This window comes from Kineosporia corallincola, assembly GCF_018499875.1.
GTDB lineage: Bacteria > Actinomycetota > Actinomycetes > Actinomycetales > Kineosporiaceae > Kineosporia > Kineosporia corallincola.
In genome coordinates this window covers 360,405-366,613 of the sequence record NZ_JAHBAY010000008.1, presented here as the reverse complement: position 1 = coordinate 366,613, position 6,209 = coordinate 360,405, and the positions used below count along the sequence as shown (strand labels likewise).

5 protein-coding genes are annotated in these 6,209 nt (G+C 69.2%); 1 reads left to right on the top strand and 4 read right to left on the bottom strand.

Translation table 11 applies throughout. The features are described 5' to 3' along the window. Positions 1 to 138 precede the first annotated feature (138 nt). On the bottom strand, positions 139 to 1,290 hold the full coding sequence (locus KIH74_RS21010; RefSeq protein ID WP_214157728.1) for a hypothetical protein: 1,152 nt from the start codon (positions 1,288 to 1,290) through the stop codon (positions 139 to 141). Positions 1,291 to 1,677: 387 nt separating this feature from the next. Between KIH74_RS21010 and KIH74_RS21005 the strand changes: the two genes are divergently transcribed. Then, positions 1,678 to 3,975 carry a (Fe-S)-binding protein gene (locus KIH74_RS21005; protein WP_214157727.1) on the top strand — a complete coding sequence of 766 codons (2,298 nt, stop codon included), beginning with the start codon at positions 1,678 to 1,680 and terminating at the stop codon, positions 3,973 to 3,975. Positions 3,976 to 4,045: 70 nt separating this feature from the next. Here the strand turns inward: KIH74_RS21005 and csrA are convergent, their stop codons facing one another. From csrA to KIH74_RS20990, 3 genes are all read right to left on the bottom strand, one after another. Then, positions 4,046 to 4,669 (bottom strand): carbon storage regulator CsrA, encoded by a 624-nt coding sequence (csrA, locus tag KIH74_RS37875; RefSeq protein ID WP_308113938.1) that lies wholly within the window; start codon positions 4,667 to 4,669, stop codon positions 4,046 to 4,048. A 102-nt stretch (positions 4,670 to 4,771) separates the two neighbouring features. Continuing rightward, on the bottom strand, positions 4,772 to 5,200 hold the full coding sequence (locus tag KIH74_RS20995) for a flagellar assembly protein FliW (RefSeq protein WP_214157725.1): 429 nt from the start codon (positions 5,198 to 5,200) through the stop codon (positions 4,772 to 4,774). 148 nt (positions 5,201 to 5,348) lie between these two features. Further along, complete coding sequence (locus KIH74_RS20990) at positions 5,349 to 6,206, bottom strand: flagellin N-terminal helical domain-containing protein (protein WP_214157724.1); 858 nt, start codon at positions 6,204 to 6,206, stop codon at positions 5,349 to 5,351. Between the last annotated feature and the right edge of the window lie 3 nt (positions 6,207 to 6,209).

Here is a 6,209-nt window from a genome sequence, read left to right as displayed (position 1 = left end):
TTTTTTTTTATTACCACACCCGACCCCCCCCCACTCTCCCTTCTATTCCACCGCCCCCCCCCCCTCCCCCCCCCCCCCCCCCCCCCGGGCCGGGGGCCCCCGCCCCGCCCCCGCCGGTGGTTCGGCCGGGCTACCCGATCAGAGTTCGCTGCCCAGGCTGGTGAGCGTGTCGGCCGGGATCAGGTTGAGGATGCCCTCGATGTCGATCGCGGTGGCGCCGCTGGGCACCTGCACCTCGCTGGCCTCCGGGTCGATGGCCAGGTCGACGGCGAAGGTGGCGTCGTCGACCGGCTTGTCGAGGAACTGCACCAGGTCGAGGTTCAGGCCGGTCAGCTTGTCGTCGTCGACCTTGACGGTGAACACGACGTTCTCGGTGGGCGAGGAGTTGAGCTCCTTGACCAGGTCGGTGGCCGCATCCTGACCGAGCAGGTCGACCAGGTCGTCCTTGACGGCCGCGGTGGTCTTCTCGACCGGCACCGACACCTGGTAGCCACCGTCGACCTCGGTGACCTGGGAGTCCGAGTCGTACGAGGCGGCCAGCGACCTGACCAGGTTCTGCGCGGCGGCCGGGTCGGCGGCCATGCCTGCCGCGGTGCCCTCGTCGGCCGAGGCCAGCTGGTCGAGCAGACCCTGCTGGTCGAGCACCTGCACGGCCTTGACCATGTCGAGCGAGACCCATTCGCCGCCGAGCAGCTTCTCGGCCGGGGTGGCGATGACCGGAGGGAGCTGGCCGAGCATGCCGGTGGCGCTGGACAGGTTCTGGTCGGCCAGCTCGGCGATCTTGTCGGCGTCGGTGCGCAGGTAGAACACGCCGTCCTTGGTGGCGAAGTCGACCAGGCCGGAGTCGCCGTAGACGACCGACATGGCGACCGAGCCGGAGTCCTTCAGGGCCGCCTCGAAGGCCGCCGGGTCTTTCAGCAGGTCCTTGGAGTTGGCCGCGCTGGAGTCGGTGGTGTCGGCGAAGGTCTTGCCCTCGGGAGCGGTGACGTTCAGCGTCACCTTGCCCTTGAGGACCTCCGCGATCTCCTTCTTGTCCTGCGCCGTGAGCTTGTCGGCGGAGTCCTGCGCGGTGTTGATCTTCTCGATGTCCGCCGTGCTGCTGTCGAGCTTCAGGGTGAAGCCGGCGCTGGAGGAGTTCTCGAAGTTCTGGAAGGCGGCGGCCACCTTCTCCTTGGGGGTGCCGGCGCTCTCACCCGAGCCGGAGCCGCTGCCCCCTTCGGCGCTGTCGGAGCCGGCGCCACAGCCGCTGATGCCGACCGTGGCCGCCAGGCCGAATCCTGCGAATGCCATGACTTTGGAACGCGTGGTCACTGCCCCACCCCTTAGTGCTGTTCGGTGCTTGCCGTTCGGTCCGGTTTCGGCCCCTCGCCGACCGCAATATCTACCCGACCGTATAGGACGGGCCCACAGCTCCCGCACAGTTCCCGTCCACCGGGCTAATGCCGAGCCTGAATCGCGCCCGTTCGGCCGGGGCAACACGCAGGAGACGTGCGGGGCCCGGGGTTCGTTGCATCCGGCCGGGCCCGGGTTCCGCGGTGCAGTGCCGCGGCGTCATCCCCCTTCGCTGAGGTGTCGGCCACAGGTCGGGTGCCTGCGGGCCTCCCCGCCCTCCGTAAGCTGGATCCGCATCACCCCAGTGCGTATCCAGTGCGTATCCCGACAGGAGTACCTCCCGGCATGAACACTCCGCTACAGATCGCGGTCGTCGTGGTGAGCATCGCGATGACCGTGGCCGGGGTCGCGCTGCTCGCCCGGGCCGTGAACCGCTTCGTGCGGGTGATCCGGCTCGGCGAGCCCGACCGTTCCCGCGCCGACCGGCCGGGCGCCCGCACGGCCATGCTGTTCACCGAGTTCCTCGGGCACACCCGGATGGCCCGGCTGCCGGTCGTGGCGATCGCGCACTGGTTCACCATGGTCGGGTTCGGCCTGCTCTTCACCACGCTGGTCACCGCGTACGGGCAGATCTTCGACCCGCACTACACGCTCTGGCTGATCGGCACGTTCCCGCCCTACGAGTGGGCCGCCGAGGGCATCACCGTGCTGGGCACGCTGGGCATCCTGTTCCTGATCGCGGTCCGGCAGCGGCACCACCCCCGCAGCGAGGGCCGCCGTTCCCGGTTCTTCGGGTCCAGCTTCTGGCAGGCCTACTTCGTCGAGGCGATCATCCTCGGCGTGCTGGTGTGCGTGCTGCTGCTGCGCGGCCTGGAGTACGCGCTGCACCCCAGCGCCCTGCACTTCCCGTTCGGCCAGGTCGTCGGCCGGGCGTTCGAGGGCCTGCCGGAGACCACGATCGAGAACCTGATCGTGCTGGTCTCCGGGATCAAGATCGCGATCTCGATGTCGTGGGCGATCACCATCGGCCTGAACAACACGATGGGTGTGGCCTGGCACCGGTTCCTGGCCTTCCCGAACATCTGGTTCAAGCGCAACCCCACGCCCGGCCGGGTCGGCGACAGCACCACGAGTCTCGGCCCGTTGCAGCCGATCTCGATCAAGGGCGAGGTGCTCGACTTCGAGAACGTGGACGAGCTCGACGAAGACGCGGCCCTCGGGGTCGGCGCGGTCGAGAAGTTCACCTGGAAGGGACTGCTCGACTTCAGCACCTGCACCGAGTGCGGCCGGTGCCAGAGTCAGTGCCCGGCCTGGAACACCGACAAACCGCTCTCGCCCAAGCTGCTGATCACCGCGCTGCGCGATCACGCCTACGCCAAGGCACCGTGGCTGCTGGCCTCCGAGGAGGCGCGCGAGGCGGTCTCGGCAACGGTGGACGCCGGTGCCGGCCAGGGCGTGGCGGGCGTCAGTCTGCTGGGTGGTGGGGGAACCGACCTGCTGCGCCCGGCCCAGAAGCAGGCCGAGCGGCCGCTGATCGGCGACACCGGTTACCAGCTCGAGAACCCGCTCTCCGCCTACGGGGCCGACTCGGGCGTCATCGACCCCGACGTCCTGTGGTCGTGTGTCACCTGCGGCGCGTGCGTGGAGCAGTGCCCGGTCGACATCGAGCACGTGGACCACATCGTCGACATGCGCCGCTATCAGGTGCTGATCGAGTCGGCGTTCCCGAACGAGCTGAACGGCCTGTTCAAGAACCTGGAGAAGAACGGCAACCCGTGGGGCCTGAAGCCCCGGCTGCGGATGGACTGGGCCAAGGGCCTGTCGTTCGAGGTGAAGCAGGTCGGCTCGGACATCGAGGACCTGACCGAGGTCGAGTACCTGTTCTGGGTGGGCTGCGCGGGCGCCTACGAGGACCGGCAGAAGAAGACCACGATCGCGATCGCCGAGCTGCTGAACGAGGCCGGTGTGGAGTTCGCGGTGCTCGGTGACGGCGAGGCCTGCACCGGCGACTCGGCCCGGCGCTCCGGCAACGAGTTCCTGTTCCAGCAGCTCGCGATGCAGAACGTCGAGGTGCTCAACGAGTCGAAGGCGCAGAAGATCGTGGTCTCGTGCGCTCACTGCTTCAACACGATCCAGAACGAATACCCGCAGCTGGGCGGCAACTACGAGGTCGTGCACCACACCCAGCTGCTGAACCGGCTGGTGCGGGAGAAGAAGCTCACCCCGGTCGCCCCGATCGAGGGCAGCACCAGTGCAGCGACGTATCACGACCCCTGCTACATCGGCCGGCACAACGGCATCTACGAGCCGCCGCGTGAGCTGATCGGCTCGCTGCCCGGCATCGAGCTGCGCGAGATGCCGCGCAACCAGGAGCGGGCCTTCTGCTGCGGCGCCGGCGGTGCGCGGATGTGGATGGAGGAGAAGCTCGGCCAGCGGATCAACACCACCCGCACCAAGGAGGCGGTGGCGACCGGCGCCGACACGATCGCGGTGGGCTGCCCGTTCTGCCGGGTCATGCTCTCCGACGGGCTGACCGCCCAGCAGTCCGAGGGCGAGGCCCGCGAAGAGGTACAGGTTCTCGACGTGGCGCAGATGCTGCTGGCAGCGGTGCAGCGCGGCAAGGAACCCCAGCCCACCGAGTAAGAGCCCAAACTGAAGGACGACGCCGGGCTCGGCCGAGCCTGGCGCCGTCCATCAGTTCTGCGTGTGGACCTCAGACGCCGTCGGCGTCGGTCTCCTCGGCGGGCGTGCCGGGCCGGGGGATCGGACCGACCGGCCCCGGCTTGGGAACTGCCGGGCGAGGTGGCGCGGGAACGGGCCGGGTCGCCCGAAGGGTGCGGACGCCCCGCTGGTCGTGCTGCCCCGTTCCACGGGCAGGTGGTGCCGGCACCGGACGCGGCGTGGCGCGCGGTGCCGGCTCTCCCGCCGGCGCCTGGTTCTGCGGCGGCGCCGACGGGTCCTGGTTCTGCGGGTTGCGGGCCGGCGCGGACGGCGGCCCGGGCTTGGGCGCCGAGGACGACGACCTGCCCGGCCCACCACCACGCCGCTCCCCGGACTGCCTCTCCCCGGGCTGGCGATGCGGCGCGGTCGGGCGCGGAACCACCGGACGGGCCAGGCGGCGCAGCCTTTCGGCCACCTCCTCCAGACTCTCCCCCGAGGCCGCCGCGGCAGCGTTGGCGGCCTGGACCTCGGCGTAGACCTCCGCGCGGTGCACCTGGATGCTGCGCGGGGCCTCGATGCCGAGGCGAACGGTGTCTCCTCGCACGTCGAGGACGACGACTCGCACGTCGTCCCCGATCACGATGCTTTCGCCAGCACGGCGGGTCAGTACCAGCACCGCGGCTCCCTCCCTGGACCCCGTTGGATCGCGAGCGGTAAGGGGCCGCGACCACGGCCGATTTCAGGCCGTGAGGAGAGGCTAGCGGAAAGTAAGCACCGATCAACCCAGGGGCGCGCGAACCGGCCAGTCGGATCCGGTCAGGATCACCTGGGCCGCAGCCCGGTTCCTGGCGTTGATCACCATCGGTGCCAGCAGGTTGGCGGTCGTCGTCCTGGCGTCCTCACCCGGGGTGAGAACGGTCAGGATCAGCGCGTCCGCCGCCGACTCCAGACCCAGCTGTTCGCAGTCCTGGTCGTCCAGATTGACCACGTAGTCGGCGAAGAAGATCGCCGGTGTGGTCACCACGAACCGCACGTCCGGGCGCTCCAGGCTGCGCAGCTCCGAGATCAGGCTCTCCCGGTCGTCGAGCCGGGCCAGCGCGAAGTGCCGCAGATCGCTGAACCCGGGAATCGGCCGGACGAAATTGATCTCGGGGACGTCAGTCCTGGTGGAGCCGGAATTGCTGTTGGTGAGAAGTGCAGGATGCATAGGACCTCGTCACCCCATCCTGGCGCCCCGCCGGAACGGGACGCCTCTCGGCCGGTGCGCGCGATCGCGCGCACCTCTTTCGCGATGCGCGCCGGCCGGCGCGCATCCTTCGGTAGCGGTGCGCGCTCTCCTGCACGCACCTGGGCGGTTATTGCAGGAAATCGAGGAGGGACGTCTGGTTGATCCGCGCCGTCACTCCCAGGGCCGCCTGGTAGGCCACCTGCTGGGAGGAGAACTTCGTGAGCACCTCGGCGTAGTCGATGTCCTCGTTCTGGGCGAGCGACACGGTGAGGTCCGAGTTCTGCGCGGTGATCGCACTCTGGCTGGTGGTGACCCGGTTCTGGATCGCGCCGATCTGGCCGTTCGCGGTGATCACGCTGCTGATCAGCGAGTCGAGCTGATCGAGACTCGATGCGGCGTCACCGTTCTCGATGCCGGCCGAGATCTCGTCGAGCAGTCCGCTGAAGTCGCCGGCGCCGATCGTCGAGCCGTCCACGTCGACGCGCACCGTGGACGAGGCGTTCAGCTGCACCGTCACCGGGTTGCCGTCGCCGACGTAGTTGCCGGAGCTGTCCACCGCACCGGCCACCGACGTGCCACCGAAGATCGCGCGTCCCTGGTACTGGGTGTTGTACAGCCCCTGGAGCTCACCCTTGATCTGCTCCACCTGGGCCGAGAGTGCCGAGCGGGAGTCGCCGTTCGTCGTCGTGGTGGCCGCGATGATGTTGGAGCGCACCTGGTTCAGCCGGCTGTAGATCGTCTGGAGCGTGCCGTCGAGCGTGGACAGCTGACCGTTGGCGTAGTCGGCGTTGCGCGCGTACTGCGTGTTCGCCGCCTGCTGGTTGCGCAGCTGCATCGAGATGGACGCGCCGGTCGGGTCGTCGCTGGCCCGGTTGATCCGTTTGCCGCTGGCGGCCTGCTCCTGGAGACGCTGGGACTGCGTCATGCTCGCCTGGAGGGCGGCCAGGGACTGGTTCACCTGGCCGAGCTGGGTCACCCTAGCCATGTC